We start from the raw sequence: 19854 nt of genomic DNA, 5'->3' as shown, positions 1-19854 counted from the left end.
GGGCCGGAGCGGGTTCCGGCGTGGATTTACCCTAGCGCGGGAGGGAGGATTAACCAAAATCAATAATTATTGGGGTAGCCATAAAGAATGCTTTATAGTCCCTGGAAAATGTCGTCATCAGGCAGGCTTCTATGCGTAAGTCATTGATGCGTATGACCCTTCGCCAGCTGCAGGTTTTTCGCGCGGTGTGCGAAAGCCGTTCCTACAGCCGGGCGGCGGAGGAAATGGCGCTGACCCAGCCGGCGGTCAGCCTGCAGATCCGCCAGCTGGAAGAACTGGTCGGCCAGCCGTTGTTCGAGTACATCGGCAAGAAGCTCTACCAGACCGATGCCGCCGACGCCCTGCTGCGCGCCACCACCGACATTTTCCAGCGCCTGGAAGTGCTGGACATGAACCTCTCCGACCTCAAGGGCTCGCTGCAGGGCCAGCTTCGCCTGGCGGTGGAATCCAGCGCCAAGTACATCACCCCGCACCTGTTCGCCGCCTTCCACGCACAGCACCCGGACGTCAGCCTGAACCTCACGGTGGTCAACCGCGCCCAGGCGATCAAGCGCCTGTCGGACAACCGCGATGACCTGGTGATCATGTCCCTGGTGCCCCAGGACATGGCCCTGGAATTCCTGCCCTTCCTGAACAACCCGATCATCGCCGTGGCGCCGCCGGATCACCCGCTGTGCAACGCCGCCAAGCTGTCGCTCAAGGACCTGGAGCCCTATCCGCTACTGGTCCGCGAGCCCGGCTCGGGCACGCGCAAGGCCTGCGAGGAACACTTCCAGCAGAAACGCGCGCACTTCCCGCAGACGCTGGAGTTCGCCTCGCTCGAAGGCTCACGGGAAGGGGTGCTGGCGGGGCTGGGCCTGGCGCTGCTGCCGCGCCATGCGGTCAGCCGCGAACTGCATTCGGGCCTGTTGCGCGAACTGCCGGTGGAAGAGCTGCCGTTGTACCGCAGCTGGTGTCTGGTGCACGCCCGCGGCAAGCGTCTGAGCCCCGTGGCCCAGGCGTTCGTCGCCTTCATCCGTGAAGAGCGGGCGCTGATCAGCCAGCTGGCTGAACGCTTCGCCGGCCCGCCCGTGCAGAAGTGAGGTAGGCGGCGGCGATCAGATCGGGGTAATCGGAGGTTTCCACGGCGAGGCGTTGCGCCTCCATGCGGTCTTCGATGGCGCGGCGGAACTGCATGCGCCGCTGGTCTTCAATCTTGCGGCGGGTCTTGGCGTCCAGTTGGAACTGGGTGTCGTCGATATGGCGGGGCATCTCGCATCTCCCAAGGCCGAAGGGCTGGAGACGCCAGCATGCTGACGACCGATGACCGTTTGACGACGTGGCGGTGAAGCGCCGGTGACGCCGACGAGCGGTCGGCGGGAGTCTCTTCCGGGAAGTCCAAACGAGGACCTTCCCCTCACCCCAGCCCTCTCCCGAGGGAGAGGGAGCCGTCCGTGCCAACGGATACTGCGGCTTCACTTCGCACCGTACAGTCCCCTCTCCCTCTGGGAGAGGGCTAGGGTGAGGGGCTCTGCACCGCGAACCAGCCTCAGGACGCCTCTTCCGGGCGCTCCTCGTGGCTCTTCACCACTTTCGGCGACAGGCGCAGGCTACGCAGGCTGCGCTTCACGCTCTTGAGGTGGTTGACCAGGTCCGGGCCGCGGGCCATGGCCACGCCCATCGCCAGCACGTCGATCACCACCAGGTGGGCGATACGCGAAGTCAACGGCGTGTAGATGTCGGTGTCTTCGTGTACATCCACCGCCAGGTTCACCGTGGCCAGGTCCGCCAGCGGGGTCTGGCTCGGGCACAGGGTGATCAGCGTGGCACCGGCCTCGCGCACCAGGTTGGCGGTCACCAGCAGGTCCTTGGAACGGCCGGACTGGGAGATGCAGATCGCCACGTCAGAGGGCTTCAGCGTCACCGCCGACATGGCCTGCATGTGCGGGTCGGAGTAGGCCGCCGCCGAGAGCAGCAGGCGGAAGAACTTGTGCTGGGCATCCGCCGCCACCGCGCCGGAGGCGCCGAAGCCGTAGAACTCCACGCGCTGGGCATGGGCGATGGCCGCGATGGCGCGCTCCAGGGCGTGGGTGTCGAGGTGCTCGCGGACTTCCATCAGCGAGTGCAGGGTGGTGTCGAAGATCTTCAGGCTGAAGTCCGCCACCGAGTCGGTCTCGTTGATCGAGAACTGGCCGAAGCTGGCGCCGGCGGCCAGGCTCTGCGCCAGCTTGAGCTTGAGGTCCTGGAAACCGCTGCAGCCGATGGCGCGGCAGAAGCGCACGATGGTCGGCTCGCTGACGCCAACGCCGTGGGCGAGGTCCGCCATGGAGCTGTGCATGACCGATGCAGGGTCCTGCATCACGTGATCGGCAACCTTGAGCTCCGATTTGCGGAGCAGATGACGCGACTGGGCAATGTGCTGCAAAAGGTTCACAGGGGTAGGCTCGGTGATGATTGTCTGAGAATTCTGTAGTCTTGTTGTAGTTATACTACAAATCGACTCGCCAAGCCCAGGGAATACGTCTTGAATACGCCCGCCAGCCCTAGTCTCCCCAGCTCCTGCGACATCCTGGTGTTCGGCGGTAGTGGCGACCTTGCCCTGCACAAGCTGCTGCCGGCGCTCTATCACCTGCACCGGGAAAACCGCCTGCCGGCCGACACGCGGATATTCGCCCTCGCCCGGAGCAACCGCGACACGGCGTCCTACCTCGCCCTGGCCGAACGCAACTGTCGCGCCCAGGTGGCGCGCAACGACTTCTCCGCCGAGGCCTGGCGCAGTTTCGCCCAGCGCCTGGAATACCTGGCGATAGACGCCTCGCAAAGCGCCGACTTCGGCCGGCTGGCCAAGGCACTCAAGCGCAGCGAAGGCCGCGTGCTGGTGCATTACCTGGCCACCGCGCCCAGCCTGTTCGCACCCATCGCGCAGAACCTGAAGGTCGCCGGGCTGGCGGGGCCGCTGGCGCGCATCGTGCTGGAAAAGCCGCTGGGCCATTCGCTGGACTCGGCACTGGCGATCAACCAGGCGATCGGCGAGGTGTTCGACGAATCCCGGGTGTTCCGCATCGACCACTACCTGGGCAAGGAAACCGTGCAGAACCTGATGGCCCTGCGCTTCGCCAACACCCTGTTCGAACCGGTGTGGCGCAACGGGCACATCGACCACGTGCAGATCACCGTCAACGAGACCCTGGGCGTGGAGAACCGCGGCGCCTACTACGACCATGCCGGGGCCATGCGCGACATGGTGCAGAACCACCTGCTGCAGCTGCTCTGCCTGGTGACCATGGAAGCGCCGGTGCGCTTCGACGCCGAGGCGGTGCGCAACGAGAAGGTGAAGATTCTCCAGGCGCTCAGACCAATTTCCGGGCAGGACGTGCAGGACAAGACCGTGCGCGGCCAATACACCGCCGGGCACATTGGCGGGCAGGAGGTGCCGGCCTACTGGTTCGAGAAAAATGTCGACAACGACAGCGATACGGAGACCTTCGTCGCCGTACAAGCCGAGATCGACAACTGGCGCTGGTCCGGCGTGCCGTTCTACCTGCGCACCGGCAAGCGCATGGCGAAGAAGTGCTCGGAGATCGTCATCCAGTTCAAGCCGGCACCCAACGGCCTGATCGGCGGCGCCAGCCCGGCCAACCGCCTGTGGATAAGGTTGCAGCCCGAAGAACGCATCAGCGTGCAACTGATGGCCAAGGCACCGGGCAAGGGCATGCAGCTGGAGCCGGTGGAACTGGACCTGAACCTCGCCCTCGCCTTCAGCCACAACAAGCGCCGCTGGGACGCCTACGAGCGCCTGCTGCTGGACGTGATCGAGGGCGACTCGACCCTGTTCATGCGCCGCGACGAGGTGGAAGCAGCCTGGAGCTGGGTCGACCCGATCATCAAAGGCTGGCACGAGCACTACCAGAGCCCCCGCCCCTACCCGGCCGGCAGCAATGGGCCGGAGCAGGCGCAGACCTTGCTGGAGTTGCAGGGGCGCAAGTGGCTGGAGTGACGTGCCGCGTCCTCATGCCTGACCTGTAGGAGCGAGCTTGCTCGCGAACCGCATGGCACCGTGCCGACCCGGTTCGCGAGCAAGCTCGCTCCTACAAAAACATGCTCCGTTGACCTCGCTCAGCACGCGCAAGCACCGGATTCCCTAGAGTGGCGGCCTTTTTCCCACGACCCGCTCCGCCGCCATGTCCCGCACCCCGTTTTCCCCCGAACTGCTCTGCCCCGCCGGCTCGCTGAAAAGCCTGCGCCACGCCTTCGCCTATGGCGCCGACGCCGTCTACGCCGGCCAGCCGCGCTACAGCCTGCGGGTGCGCAACAACGAGTTCGACCACGCCAACCTCGCCACCGGCATCAACGAGGCCCACGCCCTCGGCAAGCGCCTCTACGTGGTGGTGAACATCGCCCCGCACAACGCCAAGCTGAAGACTTTCCTGCAGGACGTCGAGTCGGTGATCGCCCTCGGTCCGGATGCGCTGATCATGTCCGATCCCGGCCTGATCATGCTGGTTCGCCAGCATTTCCCCGAGGTTGATATCCACCTGTCGGTCCAGGCCAACGCGGTGAACTGGGCCAGCGTGGAGTTCTGGCGGCAGCAGGGGCTCAAGCGGGTGATCCTGTCCCGCGAGCTGTCGCTGGAGGAAATCGGCGAAATCCGCGAACGCGTGCCCGGCATGGAGCTGGAAGTCTTCGTCCACGGCGCGCTGTGCATGGCCTACTCCGGGCGCTGCCTGCTGTCGGGCTACATCAACCGCCGCGATCCCAACCAGGGCACCTGCACCAACGCCTGCCGCTGGGAGTACCAGACCCACGCCGCCCACGAGGACGAACTGGGCCACGCGGTGCGCAACGTCGAGCCGACCCTGGGCATCGGCGCGCCGACCAGGGAGATCTTCCTGCTCGAAGAGGGCAACCGCCCCGGTGAGTTGATGGAGGCCTTCGAGGACGAGCACGGCACCTACATCATGAACTCCAAGGACCTGCGCGCCATCCAGCACGTGCAGCGTTTGACGCAGATGGGCGTGCATTCGCTGAAGATCGAGGGCCGCACCAAGTCCCACTACTACGTCGCGCGTACCGCCCAGGCCTATCGCAAGGCCATCGACGATGCCGTCGCCGGCCGTGCCTTCGACCTTGGCCTGATGGACACCCTGGAGTCCCTCGCCCACCGGGGCTACACCGAAGGTTTCCTGCGCCGCCATGTGCACGACGAGTACCAGAACTACCAGTACGGTCACTCGCTGTCCGAGCGCCAGCAGTTCGTCGGCGAGTTCACCGGCGAGCGCCGCAACGGCCTGGCCGAGGTACGGGTGAAGAACCGCTTCGAAGTGGGCGACAGCGTCGAGCTGATGACCCCGGCGGGCAACCGCACGCTGCGCCTGCAGACGCTGGAGAACAACCGGGGCGAGTCCATCGGCGTGGCGCCGGGGGATGGGCATGTGGTCTACCTGCCGATACCCGAGGGGCTGGACCTGCAATACGCGCTGCTGATGCGCAACCTGAACGGCGGGACCACGCGGGATGCGCGGGAAACTGCATCGGCCGGCGGTTGCGGGAATGACTGCGGCAAGTGCGGATGCGGCGGGAGTTGAACGCGCCGCGCTTCGACTGAGGGCACCCTAATCCTCTCCTAGAGCGAGAGGGGACTGATCGGCGCAGGATGAAAGCTCGGCGTCAGCCGGCACGGACGGCTCCCTCTCCCTCCGGGAGAGGGCCGGGGTGAGGGGAAAAGCCCCTGCGCCAATGGTTCGCGAGCAAGAACTAGGCGTCCCCCTCGATCCTACGAAGAGCGGAGTGTCTTCACGGATTCTGCAAGAACACCACATAGCCCCTGAACCACGGGCTCCGGGCCAGGTAATCGGGCGCCTGCCACTGCCCGTACTGCGCCAGCCCGATGCGGAACGGCAGCTGCAGCCGCGCCACGCGTGGCAGGTAGGCCTGGTAGTTGGGAATGGTGTGCCGCCCCTGGTAGGTCTGCACCACCACCTCGTCCACCACGCCGGCCAGGCGGTTGATGGTTTCCGGCGCGCCGTTGCTGCCCCAGTCCATCAGCCCGGTGATGCTCAACCGACAGTCGGGCGGCAGGCGTTTGCGCAGGTCCTGAAGGAAGTCGACGTACTCGTCCAGGTAGCGCGTGCGCGCATCGAAGTCGATCTGCACCCCCACCACCGGATTGCCGGCGGCGCGCCAGCGGCGCAACTGGGCCAGCAGGGTGCGGTAGATGCCCTCGTGCCAGTGCAAGGTGTGGGCGCGGTAGACCACCCAGACCTCGCCCTGGGTCAGGCGCGGAATGGCGATGCCCTGGGCGATCAGACGGGCGTTGCCGTTGCCGTAGCGCGGCGCGCTGACCTGGCCCTGCAGCACGTAGAGGGTACGCGCCCGGGCCAGCACCGGCTGCGCGGCGACGCCGCTCCACAGCCAGAAGGCGTCGTGGTCGGCGGCATCCACCTCGCCCGCGCCGGCTCCGGCGCTGCCCAGCAGCAGCGTCAGGGAGACCGCGACGGCCCGCAGCATCGGCTTACCAGTAGTACTTCAGCGCCTTCGCCCAGGGCGTGGCGGCGTACTGGCTCTTCAGCGCGCGGAACCACTGCTTGCGCTGGGAGGGCGCGATGTCCTGGCTGCCGCAACCGTTGAAGCCGCTGGGCGCATAGCAGTTGATTGCGCGGAACAGCGCATAGGCACGGTCATCTTCCGGCGCCTGCTTGTCGGCGATGATCTTGAGGTAGCCGTCCATACGGGAATAGGCGGTGCCGGGGAACAGCGACTCGCTGCCGCCCAGCTCACGCTCGCCCGGCGGGTTGTCCAGCGGGAAGCCATCCAGGTTGTTGCGCAGGATGAACTCGCCCAGGCAGTTCAGCGCCTTCGGCGGCTGCGGGCTCTGTTGCAGGTCGCGGGCCACGTCGACGATCGCCGGGCACTCGTAGCCGCTGTCGTTCTTGCCGCCCGGCCACTGGAACAGCGTCAGCGGCATGCTGCCGTAGAGGTAGCCGATGCTGGCGCCCAGCGGCTTGCTGGTCGGCTCGGCGGGCAGCAGCGCGAGGTCGTCGATGAAGGCCTGATACTGGCCGTGCAGCAGGTCCTTGTAGAGCAGGGCGAACAGCGCGGTGTCGCGCTCCTCGACCGAAGCCGAGGTCGAACGCGCCTGCTGGCGCAGAAGGTCGGGGCCGGCGACGTGGCGCAGGAGAATCTCGCGGATGATCGGCGTCTGCACCGGCGAGCCCTCGGCGAAGACCTTCACCAGGCGGTCGCTGCGCTCATAGTTGAAGGCCAGCGCCAGCTCCAGCTGGTCGCGCTGCATCGGTTGCCTGGCCAGGGGCAGCAGACGCAGCCAGAGCTTCTCGGCGCTCAACCAGTCGTTGCCGGCCTCCAGGGCGAAACCACGCAGGGCCTGCTGGCTGAAGGCGAGGTAGTCGAGCTTCCCGGGAATGTCCTCGGGCAGGCTCTTGAGCGCCTCGGCCGGCTTCTCCTCCACATACAGCTGGTAGGCCGCGGTCAGGTAGTCATGCAGGCCAGGCTGCTTGGCGAACAGATCCTTCTGCCCCGCCAGCCCTGCACTGTCCAGGGCACGCGGCTCGTTCGGCTCGTGATGGCGCATCTGCATCAGATCGAGCACGGCCAGCAGGCGCGGGTCGCGGACTTCCGCCGGGTGGGCGGTGACCAGCAGCTTGTTGTCGACTTCCTGGATCAGCGGCGCAAGATCCGCGTCATGGCGGGCGAACAGCTCGGCGTATTCCCCGGCCAGCCGGCCCTCGTCGCCCATCAGCCAATAGACGCGGCGCAGCAGCCCCTTGGCCGAGTCGGCGTACTGGCCCTGTGGATAACGCTTGAGGTAGTCGCCCAGGCTCGCCTCGGCATTCTTCAGGACGTTCTTGTCGACCTTGCGCAGGTCCGGGTAGCCCATGTCGTCGAAGGCGTTCTGCTGGGCCTCGTTGAGCTGGCCGCGGGCGACCATGTAGCGGGCGGTTTCCTGCAGCCAGGGCAGGTCGCTGTCCTGCAAGGCGCGGAAGGCCTTGAGCGCCTCGCCGAAGCGACCGCTGTAGAACTCCGCAGCGCCCTTGAGGTAGGTGGCGAACGCCTTGCCCGGCGCGGATTGCAGGTTGGCGGGGAGGATCACGGTGAGCTGGGTGTCGTCCCACTGGCAGGCGCCGAGCAGGCTCAGGCGGCCACGCGCCAGGCTCTGCCGCTCATCGCCCGACAGCCCCTCGACGAGCAGCAGTTGGCCGAGGAAGTCCTGGGCGGTGGCTGCGTTGTTGCTGCGGCAACGGCTGCCTTCGCCGTTGGCGAAGCTGTCGGCGGACTGCGCCAGGCTGTCCGCCGGCAGGCCGATGCGCGCCACCAGGTCGGCCAGCGGCGCGGATGCCTGGGTGCCGCTCGCCGGGCCGTCGGTATCGGCAGACTGTCCATCGTCGAGCAGGCGCGCCATCGGGAACGGCACCTTGCCGTAGCCCAGCTGCTGCTCGTCGTCGGAGAGCGGACGGTCCGGGAGGTTCGCCTGGCCGGCGTCGGCCAGCAGCAGCTGCAGGTTGATCCGGCTGTCATTGCCGGGGCTCAGGAATGGCAGGCTGTTGCACACGTCCAGCGTGTCGCGCTTGAGGTTCCAGCTCGGGTAGCAGGAATCGTCGCTGCTCGCGCGCGCTTCCTGCACGCCGAGGCAGCCAATCGTCAGGGCCAGCAGGGTAAATCCGTGCAGACGCATGGAGGGTCCTTGTCCGTTTGGGCCCGCACGCCAGGCGCGGGGAGTTGGTTCAGTGGGGGAATCTTACCTCGCGCTACCCACACTTGCCCGTTTCCATCCGCGCAAACTGTAAACGCGATCTACCGCACAGCACGGCCTGCGACACGTTGTCCAGCTACGTGCTTGTTTGTTCCCGCTCAAGGAATCGGCATGCCCAACGGGGTTCTCTGCACCTGACGACAGTTCGTCCATTACGGAGAAGTACCCATGCATGATCAGGAAGAGATGTCCCTTTCCCGCCGCACCCTGCTGGCCGGCGCGGTAGTGCTCGGTGTCACCGGCTCGATGCTCGGCAGCGCACGGGCCTTCGCCAAGGGCGAGCCCGCGCCGAAAACCACGGAGCCGGCGCCTGACCTGTCCACGCTGGAGCACGTCCAGGTCGAACTGGTCGCCCCGCCCTTCGTCCATGCGCACGAGCAACGCGCCAAGGGTAAGCCCCGTGTGGTCCAGTTCCGCGTGGTGATCGAGGAGAAGAAGCTGGTCATCGACGACGACGGCACCGAAATCCACGCCATGACCTTCAACGGCTCAGTGCCCGGGCCGCTGATGGTGGTGCACCAGGACGACTACGTCGAACTCACCCTGGTCAACCCGGCCAGCAACACCCTGACCCACAACATCGACTTCCACGCCTCCACCGGCGCCCTGGGCGGCGGCGCGCTGACCATCATCCAGCCCGGCGAGGAGGTCAAGCTGCGCTTCAAGGCCACCCGCCCCGGTGTGTTCGTCTACCACTGCGCGCCGGGCGGGGCGATGATCCCCTGGCATGTGGTCTCGGGCATGAACGGCGCGATCATGGTGCTGCCGCGCGACGGCCTGAAGGACCGCGACGGCCGTGCGCTGAAGTACGACAAGGTGTTCTACATCGGCGAGCAGGACTTCTACGTCCCGCGCGACAAGGACGGCAACTTCAAGCGCTACGCCAAGCCCATGGACGGCTACAACGACATGCAGGAAGTCATGCGGGGGCTGATCCCCAGCCACATCGTGTTCAACGGCAAGGTCGGCGCCCTGACCGGCAAGAACGCGCTCAGCGCCAACGTCGGCGAGACCGTCCTGCTGGTCCACTCCCAGGCCAACCGCGATACCCGTCCGCACCTGATCGGCGGCCACGGCGATCACGTCTGGGCCACCGGCAAGTTCAACAACCCGCCGGAGCAGGACCTGGAAACCTGGCTGATCCCCGGTGGCGCGGCCGGCGCATCGCTCTACACCTTCCGCCAGCCGGGCCTGTACACCTACCTCAACCACAACCTGATCGAGGCCGTCCTGCTGGGCGCGGCCGCCCATATCCAGGTCGAGGGCCAGTGGGACTCCGACCTGATGAGCCAGATCGAGCCACCGACGCCGATCAAGTAAGGCCCACGGCCGGCCCTCGGGGGCCGGCCATCTCCCGGTCTCTTTCCGGACATCGCAGCCCATGCGCAAGTCAATCCTGGTCGGCGTGCCCGCCGCTCTCCTGATCGGTGCCGCCGCGCTACTGCTACCACCGCAGTACGACACGACGCTGGCGCCGGAAACCGTGAAGCTGGCGCCGCGCGAATTCAGCTTCCGCCCCGCCGGCGACTACTGGCAGGAAAAACGTGCGGTCGACGCTCCGTCACAGCGTAAACGCCTGGCACCCGGCTTCGAGGTGATGAAGTACCAGGTCAGCCAGGCCGAATACGCCCGCTGCGTGGCTGCCGGCGACTGCCTGGCGCTGGACGGCAACCTCGCGGCGAGCGCCGACCTGCCGCTCACCGGCGCCAGCTTGCTGGATGCGCAGCTCTATGCCGACTGGCTGTCCAAACGCACCGGGCAGCGCTGGCGCCTGCCCACCGACCAGGAATGGGCTTTCTTCGCCGGCTCGCGCTGGGCCGATGATGCCCTGCGCATCGAGGGCGACGACGGCAGCAACCCGGCCCGGCGCTGGCTGGCCCGCTACCGCTTCGAGGCCGAGACCCGCACCAGTGCCTCGGGGCTGCCGCAGCTGCGCGGCAGCCACGGCCTGAACGAATTCGGTGTGGCGGACCTGGGCGGCAACGTCTGGGAATGGACGCAAAGTTGCCACCAGCGGGTCAACCTCGACGCCCAGGGCAGCCAGACCGACCGCGCGCAGTACTGCTCGATCCGCATCGCCGAAGGCCGTCACCGCGCGGCGATCAACGATTTCGTCCGCGATGCCCGCGGCGGCGGCTGCAGCGCGGGGCAACCGCCGGACAACCTGGGCTTCCGCCTGGTCAGGGACATCCCTTGATTCCCCTCAAGTCTCGCTGACCGCCGTCCTGGGTATGCTGCGGCGGGACCCAGGGAATCATTGCCGTGACCGCCGATATCTCCCTCAGCCGCGCCTGGCTGGCCAACCTGCCGCCATTCGCCAACAGCAGCCCCGGAGAACAGGACGACATCCTGCACCTTGCTAGCGTGCTGAGCCTGCGCAGCGGCGCCACCGTGTTCGAGCAGGGCGCGCCGGCGGATGCGGATCGCCGGCGACGAGCGACCTCCCACAGGCGCAGGCACCTGACCGCGATCAAGGAACTTCGCACGTCCCGATCCCTAGACTGACCGCCACCGTCACGTCGGCCGCAGCCGCCGTTACCTCTCTCCCCAAGGCCCGCCATGAACGAAAACCTCCTCGAACGCACCCTGAGCGATCTGGCTTTCAGCCTGCCCGGCAGCACCGCCCTGTTCCGCGACTACAAACTGGACTTCTGCTGTGCCGGCCAGCGCAGCCTGGGCGAGGCGGCCAGCGAGCAGGGTCTCGACGCCCAGCGCATCGCCAATGAACTGCAGGCGCTGCCGCCCGCGAACGACCAGGTCGACTGGCGGCACAGCAGCAACGACCAGCTGATCGACCACATCCTGGAGCGCTACCACAAGGTCCACCGCGCGCAGCTGCCGGCGCTGATCCCGCTGGCCGAACGCGTCGAGAATACCCACGCCGCACACCCGCAGTGCCCCGCCGGGCTGACTGCGCACCTGAAGAAGATGCAGGAAGAACTGGAATGGCACATGTGCAAGGAGGAAAGCGTGCTGTTCCCCTGGCTGCGCCAGGGGATTCCGCTGACCCACGTGCAGGGGCCGATCGGCGTGATGCGTCATGAACACGACGAGCATTCGCAGTCGCTGGCGGCGCTGGCCGACCTGACGGGTGACCTCACCGTGCCCGCCGACGGCTGCAACAGCTGGCGGCACCTCTACGCCGGGCTGGAGGAACTGCGCCGCGACCTGATGCAGCACATCCACCTGGAAAACAACCTGCTGTTCCTAGGCGCCAACCATCCGGCCTGAGGAGCCGCCGAGGGGTTCCGGGCAGATACGGCCAAGGTGTGCGGGACTGCCGTCGAAAGCGGTGGCCGTGGACGCAGACCGGACCCATTTCACACCTAAGACAAGGCGCGATGGGCTCTTGATCGCCATCAAGCCAAGGCCGTTCAGGACGCTCCTAGAATCGCCCCGGATGCCAGGCGGGAAGCCGGCGTCATCGATCGGCGCCCCGGCGCCCAGCCCCGAGGAGGAGATTTCATGAACAAAGCCCTGGTTGCCCTGCTGCTTGGCGGCCTGCTGGTCCAGACGACGGCGATGGCCAGCACCGGCGAGGAGCTGTTCAAGGCCAAGGCCTGCGTGGCCTGTCACGCCGTCAACAAGACGGTGGTCGGCCCGGCCTTCAAAGAGGTCGCGGAGAAGTACGGCACCGACGGTGTTGCACACATCAGCAACAGCATCAAGGCCGGTAGCAAGGGCGTGTGGGGCCCGATCCCGATGCCGGCCAACGCCGTCAGCCCGGATGAGGCCGAGACCCTGGCCAAATGGATCGTCACCCTCAAGTGACGCCATCCCGAGCGGCCGGCGCGCTCAGTGCCGGTCGACGCTCCTCAGCAGCTCCAGGCAATCCCCCGCCGCCAGCGGCGGGCTGATCAGGAAGCCCTGGATCTCGTCGCACTGGTGGGCACGCAGGAAGCTCAGCTGCTCGGCGTGTTCGACGCCCTCCGCCACCACCTTCAGCTCCAGGCTGTGCGCCATGGCGATGATCGCCCGGGTGATGGCCGCGTCCTCGCCCTGCTGCGACAGGTCGCGGATGAAGGTCTGGTCGATCTTCACGTAGTCCACCGGGAAGCGCTTCAGGTAGCTGAGCGAGGAATATCCGGTGCCGAAGTCGTCGATGGCCAGCTTCACGCCCATCTCGCGCAGCTGGCGGAAGGTCGTGGTGACGCTCTCGACGTTGTCCAGCAACTGGCTCTCGGTCAGTTCCAGCTCCAGCAGGTGCGGCGGCAGGCCGGTTTCGTCGAGCACGGTGCGCACCAGTTCGACCAGGTTGCCGGTGCGCAGCTGGTGTACCGAGAGGTTCACCGAGACCCGCAGCTCATGACCCTGGCGCTGCCAGGCGCGGGCCTGCTGGCAGGCGCGGCGCAGGACGAATTCGCCGATGGCGCCGATCAGCCCGGTTTCCTCGGCCAGGCCAATGAAATCCCCCGGCGGCACCATGCCCATCTCCGGATGGCGCCAGCGCACCAGCGCCTCGGCGCTGTCCAGGCGCTCGTTGGCGAGGTTCAGCTTGGGCTGGTAATGCACGTCCAGCTGGCCCTCGTCGATGGCCTTGCGCAACCGGGTTTCCAGTTGCAGGCGCTCCAGGGTGCAGGCCTGCAAATTGTCGGTGAAGAACTGGAAGGTGTTGCCACCCAGGTGCTTGGCGTGATGCATAGCCATGTTCGCCTGGCTCATCAGCGCGGAGATTTCCCAGGCGTTGTCCGGCAGCAGGCTGATGCCCACCGAGGCGCTGATCACCAGTTCGTGGCCGCCCACGGTCATCGGCGTGCGCAGCTTGGCCAGCAGGCGACTGGACAGCCGCGCCAGCGCCGCGAGGCTGGCGTAGGAGTCGATCAGCACGGCGAATTCGTTGCCGGACAGCCGGGCGATGGTGTCGGCCTCGGGCACCGTCTGGGTCATGCGCCGGGACATCTGCCGCAGCAGCTGGTCTGCGACTTCGTGGCCGAGGCTGTCGTTGAGCAGCTTGAAGCGGTCCAGGTCGATCAGCAGCAGCGCCGCCGTGCGGCCTTCCTGGCGGGCGCGCTGGCTGGCCTCGTGCAGGCGCTCCTTGAACAGGCTGCGGTTGGCAAGTCCGGTGAGTTCGTCATAGTGCGACAGGTAGCGCAGGCGCTCCTCGGCGTCGCGGCGGGCGGTGAGGTCGGCGAAGAAGCCGACCACGTGGGTCACCTGGCCACGGCCATCGCGCACCACGTTGAGCTGCAGCCACTGCGGGTACAGCTCGCCGTTCTTGCGCGTCTCGATCAGTTCGCCCTGCCAGGTGCCCTCGCATTCCAGCTCGGTGCGGATCGCCTGGTAGCGGCGCAGGGTCTCCGCAGAGCCCATCAGCCGGCTGACGTTGCGCCCCAGCAGTTCCTCGCGGCGGTAGCCGGTGAGGCGGGTGAAGGCTTCGTTGAGGGCGAGCAGGCGGTAGTTCGGGTCAAGGATGATGATGCCTTCGCTGGCCGCCTCGAACACCGTGGCGGCCAGGCGCTGCTCTTCCTCGCGCAGCTTGCGGGCGGAAATGTCGCAGCGGGTGCCGACCATCCGCGTGACCTGCCCGAGGGCGTCACGCTCCATCGCCCGGCCACGGTCCTCGACCCACACCCAATGGCCGTCGGCGTGGCGCACGCGGTATTCGATGCGGTAGCCGTCGGTGCGGCCCTTGAGGTGCTCGACCAGCGCCCGGCGCAGCAGCGGCAGGTCGTCCGGGTGCAGGCGCGGGCGCAGGTCGTTGCGCACGCTCTTCACCGACGCCTGGGTGAGGCCGAAGATTTCTTCCAGGTGCGAGTGGTGCACCTCGTCGGTCAGCAGGTTCCAGTCCCACAGGCCCAGTTCGCTGGCTTCCAGCGCCAGGGCCAGGCGCGCCTCGGTGTGGCTGAGCTGCGCGCTGCCGGCCTCCACCCGCGCTTGCAGGGCGTCGCGGGCGCGGCACAGCTCGCGCTCGGCGCGGCGGCGCTGCTCGACTTCACGCTCCAGGTCCTGGTTCAGCGCCTCGGTCTGCCCCTTGGCGCGCTCCAGGTGCGCCACCAGCGCCTGGGCCTGGAAGCGCCGCAGCAGGCTGGTATGGACCAGCCGGTGAATCTGCCAGGCCACCACCAGCAGCGCCGCCAGCAGGATCACCCCGAGCACGCCCCAGCCCTGCTGCAGCGGGTTATCGCTGATCAATAAATAGGCAATGGATGGGAACAGGCAGGGCAAGGCGAAGGTGAGGAAGGCTGGCAGGCTGACCGCGTAGGCCACGCTGGCCGACAGGATGGCGGCGGCGATCAGACCGAACACCAGGGCCTGCTGGAGGAAGGCGTCCGCCGGCACCAGGGCGATGGCGGCGAAGGCCAGGGTCAGGCCGGAAGCTCCGGCGCCGAACAGGAAGGTGCGTTGCCAGTGCGGGCTGGCCTGACGCTCGGCGCAGGCGCCATTGAAGGCGGACACCTGGATCAGCCGCAGCACGGCCAGCAGCACCAGCGATATCAGCCAGCCGCCGAGCAGCGCGGTGGATACGCGCTCCCACAGCAGACCGGCACAGGCCAGACCGTTGAGCAGCATGAGCAGCGTCGGAACCCGCGACCCCTGGTACAGCAGGCGGGTACGTTCGACGGCAATCTCGTGAGCATACTGCTGGCGGATCTCGGCATGGCTCACCGGGATCGCCGAAGGCTCTACATAAGCAGTCATAGGCGGTTTTTCTTGTAGGTTCTGGCCTAAGAGTCGGCGGAGCATAACCGAGGACAATCCTCCGCTAACAGCATCACAGATGGCATTTCGCCGGCTGCCTGCCCATCTTTCGTCGGGAATCCGCCGAACGGCGGGCCGGTTTGCCCGGGTTTCGGCCCCACCGGTAGAATGCCGCCCCATGAATGACGACCTCTCCCTCCTGCTCAACTCCCTCAATGACCCGCAGCGCCAGGCCGTGGCCGCGCCGCTGGGGCGCCAGCGCGTGCTCGCCGGCGCCGGGTCCGGCAAGACCCGCGTGCTGGTGCACCGCATCGCCTGGCTGATCCAGGTGGAGCGCGCCTCGCCGCACAGCATCCTGGCCGTGACCTTCACCAACAAGGCCGCCGCCGAGATGCGCGCGCGGATCGAGCAGCTGCTGGGGATCAACCCGGCGGGCATGTGGGTCGGCACCTTCCACGGGCTGGCGCACCGCCTGCTGCGCGCGCACTGGCAGGAAGCCAACCTGCCGGAGAACTTCCAGATCCTCGACAGCGACGACCAGCTGCGCCTGGTCAAGCGCGTGGTGCGCGAGCTGGGCCTGGACGAGCAGCGCTGGCCGCCGCGCCAGGCGCAGTGGTTCATCAACGGGCAGAAGGACGAGGGCAACCGCCCGCAGAACATCCAGACCAGCGGCGACCTGTACCTGTCGACCATGGTCAGCATCTACCAGGCCTACGAAGAAGCCTGCGCCCGCGCAGGCGTGGTGGACTTCGCCGAGCTGCTGCTGCGCTCGCTGGACCTCTGGCGCAACCGCCCGAGCCTGCTGGAGCACTACCAGCGGCGCTTCCGCCACATCCTGGTGGACGAGTTCCAGGACACCAACGCCGTGCAGTACGCCTGGCTGCGCTTCCTCGCCAAGGGCGGCGAAAGCCTGATGGTGGTGGGTGACGACGACCAGTCGATCTACGGCTGGCGCGGCGCGAAGATCGAGAACATCCAGCATTTCGCCGACGACTTCGCCGGCACCGAGGACATCCGCCTGGAGCAGAACTATCGCTCCACCGCGACCATCCTGAAAGCCGCCAACTCGCTGATCGCCAACAACAGCGGGCGCCTGGGCAAGGAACTGTGGACCGACGGCGTCGACGGCGACCCGATCACCCTCTACGCCGGCTTCAACGAGCACGACGAAGCGCGCTACATCGTCGAAACGATCGAAGACGCCCTGCGCAAGGACGGCCTCAAGCGCAGCGAAATCGCCATCCTTTACCGCTCCAACGCCCAGTCCCGCGTGCTGGAAGAGGCGCTGCTGCGGGAGAAGATCCCCTACCGCATCTATGGCGGCCAGCGCTTCTTCGAACGCGCCGAGATCAAGAACGCCCTGGCCTACCTGCGCCTGATCCGTCTGCGCGACGACGACGCGGCGCTGGAGCGGGTGATCAATGTGCCGCCGCGCGGCATCGGCGAGAAGACCGTCGAGGCGATCCGCAACGCCGCACGCCTGAACGGCACCTCCATGTGGCGCGCGATCAACGACGTGATCGCCGCCAAGGCCGTGGCCGGCCGCGCCGCCAGCGCGCTCAACGGCTTCCTCGAAGCCGTCGACCTGCTGGCGCTGAAGGTGGAAGGCCTGCCGCTGCACCAGATGACCCAGATCGTCATCGAGCAGTCCGGCCTGATCACCTACCACAAGGAAGAGAAAGGCGAGAAAGGCCAGGCCCGGGTGGAAAACCTGGAAGAACTGGTCAGCGCCGCCCGCGCCTTCGAGACCCCGGACGACGAAGACACCCCGCCGCTGGTGGCCTTCCTCGACCACACCGCGCTGGAATCCGGCGACACCCAGGCCGACGCCTTCGAGGACAGCGTGCAGCTGATGACGCTGCACAGCGCCAAGGGCCTGGAGTTCCCGCTGGTATTCCTCGCCGGCATGGAAGAGGGCCTGTTCCCGCACAAGATGAGCCTGGAAGAGCCCGGCCGCCTGGAAGAAGAGCGCCGCCTGGCCTACGTGGGCATCACCCGCGCCATGCAGCGCCTGGTCATGACCTACGCGGAAACCCGCCGCCTGTACGGCAGCGAGACCTACAACAAGGTCTCGCGCTTCGTCCGCGAAATCCCGCCGAGCCTGATCCAGGAAGTACGCCTGTCCAACTCGGTGAGCCGCCCGCTCTCGGGCAACCAGCGCAGCGGCAACCTGTTCAGCGGCGCCAGCGTGCCGGACACGCCGTTCAGCCTCGGCCAGTCCGTGCGCCACCCGCTGTTCGGCGACGGCGTGATCCTCAACTTCGAAGGCTCCGGCGCCCAGGCACGGGTACAGGTGAACTTCGACAGCGAGGGCAGCAAGTGGCTGATGATGGGTTACGCGAAGCTGGAAGCGATCTGACGTACCCGCTTCCGCTCTTGTAGGAGCGGATATTATCCGCGATTGCGCCGCTCAGGAACCTCGCGGACTAGGTCCGCTCCTACAAGAGCGAGAGCATTCAGGGGCGCCGGCAAGTCTGCGGCAGGGCCTTCCCCCTCACCCCTGCCCTCTCCCTCTGGGAGAGGGTTAGGGTGAGGGCCTTTGGAATCACCGGCGGGCGGTGAAATTCGCCATCCCCCCGCGCCTACAGAAAAGCCTCAATGCTGCCCGCCACCGCTCTGCTCGAAGGTCTCGATCAGCGCCACCTGCATCCGCGAATGCACGCGGATGAACCAGCGCCAGAACACCGCGATCACCAGGGCGGCGATCAGCGCCACCACCACCAGCAGCTCACCCGGCGGCAGGATGCTCGAACTGAGCGCCGCCAGCAGCAGCATCATGCCGCCCAGCGAGAGCAACGGGATCAGCTCGGAAATCACCCGGCGCACCCGCGCCGTATGGCGCCCGGCGCTTTCCGCCTTCACCCCCATCTCCGCCAGCAGCATCGCCAGCGCCTTGAGCTTGCGGTAGGCGGCGATCAGGAATGGCAGCGACAACAGGAGCGCGGCACCCCAGACCAGCGCCTTGTGCAGCGCTTCCTGCTCGACGATATCAGCCAGCCACTGGGAAATGGTCCCGGCGAAGTAGGCCAGGCCGAAGAAGATGGCGATCACCAGCGTCAGGTTCACGCCCACCTGCAGCAGGATGCGGCGGATCATCCCGGCGAGTATTGCCTTGTCGCCGCGCGGCTTGATGCTGCGCAGCCATTCGCCATACAGGCTGAACACCCGCACCATGGGCGACGGCAGGCTGCGGCCCAGGTACAGCGCCAGCGGATCGGCGGAACGGATCAGGTAGGGCGTCAGCAGCGTGGTGATGGCCGACACGCCCACCACCACCGGATAAAGGAAGTCACTGGTCACGCCCAGGCTCATGCCCAGCGCGGCAATGATGAAGGAGAACTCGCCGATCTGCGAAAGGCCCATGCCCACGCGCATCGAGGTGCGCCCGTCATTGCCGGCGATGAAGGCGCCGGCGCCGCAGGACACCAGCTTGCCCAGCACCACCACCAGGGTGATCACCAGGATCGGCGCGGCGTAGTCCACCAGCACCTCGGGGTCGATGGTCAGGCCGATGGCGACGAAGAAGATCGCGCTGAACATGTCGCGCACCGGCTCCATCAGCCGCTCGATCTGCACCAGCTGGCGCGACTCGGCCATGATCGCGCCGATCAGGAAGGCGCCCAGGATCATGCTGTATTCCAGCTTCACCACCAGCAGGCAGAAGCCGAAGCACAGGCCCAGCACCGTCACCAGCAGCATCTCGTTGCTTTCGAACTTCGCCACGTAGGCCAGCAGGCGCGGCACCAGCAGGATGCCGACGACCAGCGCGACGACCATGAACAGGCTGAGCTTGCCGACCGTGGAGAACACCTGGTCGGCTTCCACCGTGCCGCTCACGGCGATGCCGGAGAACAGCGCGATGATGCCGATGCCGAGGATGTCCTCGATGATCAGTACGCCGAAGATCAGCTGGGCGAAGCGCTCGTTCTTCATCTTCAGGTCGCCCAGCACCTTGATGATGATGGTGGTCGAGGACATCGCCAGGATCGCGCCGAGGAACAGCGAGTCCATGGTGTTCCAGTCGAACAGGCGGCCGATCTCGAAGCCGGCCCAGATCATCAGGGTGATTTCCAGGAACGCAGCGATGAACGCCGTGGCGCCGACCTGGAACAGCTTGCGCAGGGAAAACTCCAGCCCCAGGCAGAACATCAGGAAGATCACCCCCAGCTCGGCGAGGGTCTTGATGGTCTCCTGGTCGTGCACCAGGGCGAAGGGCGGAGTGTGCGGGCCGATGATCACGCCCGCGATGATGTAGCCCAGCACCACCGGCTGCTTGAAGCGGTGGCAGAGGATGGTGACGAAACCGGCGATCAGCATGATCACCGCGAGGTCCTGGATGAAGTCGATGGCATGCATGGTCGGCGGTCCTCGCGGCGTGGGGTCTGGGGATCGCGCGGCGAAGGCCTCGCTCAGCGAAGCCTAACACCCGACCTGACCGGCGGGCGGTTCTGAAAGAATCAGTAACAGAC

General features: G+C 66.8%; 15 protein-coding genes. 9 read left to right on the top strand and 6 right to left on the bottom strand.

The features are described from left to right. The first annotated feature begins 146 nt into the window (after positions 1-146). Positions 147-1082: a LysR family transcriptional regulator gene (locus ACNFBT_RS08420; protein ID WP_416748321.1), complete on the top strand. Its 936-nt coding sequence runs from the start codon at positions 147-149 to the stop codon at positions 1080-1082. Here the strand turns inward: ACNFBT_RS08420 and ACNFBT_RS08415 are convergent. Further along, positions 1036-1251: a PA3496 family putative envelope integrity protein gene (locus ACNFBT_RS08415; RefSeq protein WP_416748251.1), complete on the bottom strand. Its 216-nt coding sequence runs from the start codon at positions 1249-1251 to the stop codon at positions 1036-1038. The two genes, ACNFBT_RS08420 and ACNFBT_RS08415, sit on opposite strands and share 47 nt — an antisense overlap. Before the next feature lie 277 nt (positions 1252-1528). Beyond that, positions 1529-2413: a transcriptional regulator HexR gene (hexR, locus tag ACNFBT_RS08410; RefSeq protein WP_152227592.1), complete on the bottom strand. Its 885-nt coding sequence runs from the start codon at positions 2411-2413 to the stop codon at positions 1529-1531. 90 nt (positions 2414-2503) lie between these two features. Between hexR and zwf the strand changes: the two genes are divergently transcribed. After that, positions 2504-3976, top strand: a complete 1473-nt coding sequence (zwf, locus tag ACNFBT_RS08405) for a glucose-6-phosphate dehydrogenase (protein WP_416748249.1) — start codon at positions 2504-2506, stop codon at positions 3974-3976. A 184-nt stretch (positions 3977-4160) separates the two neighbouring features. After that, the gene (gene yegQ / locus ACNFBT_RS08400; protein ID WP_416748247.1) at positions 4161-5564 is read left to right on the top strand and encodes a tRNA 5-hydroxyuridine modification protein YegQ; all 1404 of its coding nucleotides are present in this window, start codon (positions 4161-4163) and stop codon (positions 5562-5564) included. A 208-nt stretch (positions 5565-5772) separates the two neighbouring features. Here the strand turns inward: yegQ and ACNFBT_RS08395 are convergent, their stop codons facing one another. Together ACNFBT_RS08395 and ACNFBT_RS08390 are read right to left on the bottom strand one after the other, a co-directional pair. Continuing rightward, positions 5773-6486: a DUF3142 domain-containing protein gene (locus ACNFBT_RS08395; protein WP_416748245.1), complete on the bottom strand. Its 714-nt coding sequence runs from the start codon at positions 6484-6486 to the stop codon at positions 5773-5775. A 4-nt stretch (positions 6487-6490) separates the two neighbouring features. Then, positions 6491-8668 (bottom strand): outer membrane assembly lipoprotein YfiO, encoded by a 2178-nt coding sequence (locus tag ACNFBT_RS08390; RefSeq protein ID WP_416748243.1) that lies wholly within the window; start codon positions 8666-8668, stop codon positions 6491-6493. Between the two features lie 246 nt (positions 8669-8914). Between ACNFBT_RS08390 and nirK the strand changes: the two genes are divergently transcribed. From nirK to ACNFBT_RS08365, 5 genes are all read left to right on the top strand, one after another. Beyond that, the gene (nirK, locus tag ACNFBT_RS08385) at positions 8915-10066 is read left to right on the top strand and encodes a copper-containing nitrite reductase (RefSeq protein ID WP_416748241.1); all 1152 of its coding nucleotides are present in this window, start codon (positions 8915-8917) and stop codon (positions 10064-10066) included. A gap of 61 nt (positions 10067-10127) precedes the next feature. After that, positions 10128-10943, top strand: a complete 816-nt coding sequence (locus tag ACNFBT_RS08380) for an SUMF1/EgtB/PvdO family nonheme iron enzyme (RefSeq protein WP_416748239.1) — start codon at positions 10128-10130, stop codon at positions 10941-10943. Positions 10944-11008: 65 nt separating this feature from the next. Continuing rightward, positions 11009-11251 carry a hypothetical protein gene (locus ACNFBT_RS08375; RefSeq protein WP_416748237.1) on the top strand — a complete coding sequence of 81 codons (243 nt, stop codon included), beginning with the start codon at positions 11009-11011 and terminating at the stop codon, positions 11249-11251. A 54-nt stretch (positions 11252-11305) separates the two neighbouring features. Further along, positions 11306-11977: an iron-sulfur cluster repair protein YtfE gene (gene ytfE, locus ACNFBT_RS08370; protein WP_416748235.1), complete on the top strand. Its 672-nt coding sequence runs from the start codon at positions 11306-11308 to the stop codon at positions 11975-11977. A gap of 234 nt (positions 11978-12211) precedes the next feature. Next, complete coding sequence (locus tag ACNFBT_RS08365; protein WP_416748233.1) at positions 12212-12517, top strand: c-type cytochrome; 306 nt, start codon at positions 12212-12214, stop codon at positions 12515-12517. A 24-nt stretch (positions 12518-12541) separates the two neighbouring features. Here the strand turns inward: ACNFBT_RS08365 and ACNFBT_RS08360 are convergent, their stop codons facing one another. After that, positions 12542-15385, bottom strand: coding sequence for an EAL domain-containing protein (locus tag ACNFBT_RS08360; protein WP_416748231.1), 2844 nt, complete (start codon positions 15383-15385; stop codon positions 12542-12544). Positions 15386-15563: 178 nt separating this feature from the next. Here ACNFBT_RS08360 and uvrD point away from each other — a divergent pair, with 178 nt between their 5' ends. Continuing rightward, complete coding sequence (gene uvrD, locus ACNFBT_RS08355) at positions 15564-17744, top strand: DNA helicase II (protein ID WP_416748229.1); 2181 nt, start codon at positions 15564-15566, stop codon at positions 17742-17744. 236 nt (positions 17745-17980) lie between these two features. On the opposite strand, the gene ACNFBT_RS08350 is transcribed toward uvrD, so the two are convergent. Beyond that, the gene (locus ACNFBT_RS08350; protein ID WP_416748227.1) at positions 17981-19741 is read right to left on the bottom strand and encodes a cation:proton antiporter; all 1761 of its coding nucleotides are present in this window, start codon (positions 19739-19741) and stop codon (positions 17981-17983) included. Positions 19742-19854 lie beyond the last annotated feature (113 nt).

The organism is Pseudomonas sp. NY15181, assembly GCF_048068055.1.
Taxonomy (GTDB): domain Bacteria; phylum Pseudomonadota; class Gammaproteobacteria; order Pseudomonadales; family Pseudomonadaceae; genus Pseudomonas.
This window is presented reverse-complemented; position numbering and strand designations above follow the sequence as displayed.